Source organism: Polynucleobacter sp. 39-46-10 (assembly GCF_002282275.1).
The window spans coordinates 1-1,362 of the sequence record NZ_NCJB01000477.1; the positions used below are offsets into that span (position 1 = coordinate 1).

Sequence of the window (1,362 nt, forward strand, 5' to 3'; positions counted from 1 at the left end):
TGGAATAACTCCACTCCCTCTGGAGTTGAAGTTGAACTCTGGGATGCTAGTCAACAAGTTGAAACACCTGTCGTGCCAGAAGTAAAGGCGGAGATCAAGGAAGAGGCAGCGGACATCGCTATCAATAAAAAACCTATTGAAAAAGAGCCTCCTAGAAAAGAAATGCCAAAAGAAGTTCCTAAGGCTATACAGCCTCCCCCTCCCCCTCCGCCTCCGAAGGAAAAAGTAAAAGAGCCTCCAAAAAAAGAAGCTCCTAAACCAGCACAAGCACCTCCACCTCCAAAGGAGAAGGAAAAGCCAAAAAAAGTTGATCCTCCTCAAAAAGTGGAATCCAAATCACCTGCTGAAACCAAAGCCAATGCCGCAGCTGAAAAAGTTCGTGCGGATCAGCTAGCTCGCCTGCGTGCAGCTGCTGGTGCAGAAGGCGGCAGTGGTGGAACAAGTGGCAGCGGAGTTGGCGCTGGCGGCAATGCACCTCCTGGCTGGACGGATAAGGTAGTTAAGAAAGTAAAGCCGCTCATCGTATTTAACCCAGAATCAATAAGCGGCAACCCTGCGGCAGTCGTTAAAGTCAATCTCGCACCCGATGGCGCGATCTTAAGTACAGATCTCGTGAGCTCCAGTGGAAATGCTGGCTGGGATCGCGCAGTGTTACTTGCGCTCACTCGCGCAGAAAGTCTGCCGAAAGACGACAATGGCAAAATTCCCCAAAGAGAAGTTAAGCTGACCTTTAAACCCAAGGACTAAAGCATGTTGCAAGTAGCTAAATTGATTAAGCGTACTACCTATAAAAAAGTTTCTTCACTTACTACAGTAGTGCTCGCCGTGATGATCTCAATGTTTGGTATGAGCTCGTCTGCGCTAGCGCAAATGAATATTGAAATCACGGGCGTAGGTCAGTCGCTCTATCCCATTGCCGTAATGCGATTCAAAGATGAGAATAAATTACCTACTAGCGTTACTGACATCATTCGTCAAGATTTGGCACGCAGTGGTTATTTCAAAAACACTGAAAACGGCAATGCCAGCGAAAGTGACGAGGGCACACCGAACTACAAATCATGGGCGGCTCGAGGTGCAGATGCTTTGGCGGTAGGCTCCGTAGTTCAAACTGGCGCAGGTCAATTTGAGATTCACTATAAGCTTTTTGATATTCGTAAGTCCGAAAGTCTTGGTGGCTTAAATATTAATTCCAGCGCAGACAATTTACGGGCTGCAGGTCACAAAATTGCAGATGACATCATCCTTAAGTTATTGGGTGAACGCGGCATCTTCTCAACCCGTCTTTCCTACGTTATTAAAGAAGGTAAACGCTATCGTTTGGTGATCTCTGATGCAGATGGTCAAAATATTCGCAATGCC

The 1,362-nt window shown here is 47.0% G+C and carries 1 protein-coding gene and 1 pseudogene; both read left to right on the forward strand.

What is annotated here, in order from left to right; translation table 11 throughout:
* A partial coding sequence (locus B7X71_RS16940; RefSeq protein ID WP_293601600.1) for an energy transducer TonB occupies nucleotides 1-747 on the forward strand: 747 nt, incomplete at its 5' end.
* Nucleotides 748-750: 3 nt separating this feature from the next.
* Nucleotides 751-1,362 (forward strand): annotated as a pseudogene (locus B7X71_RS16945) (Tol-Pal system protein TolB); the annotation flags it as partial.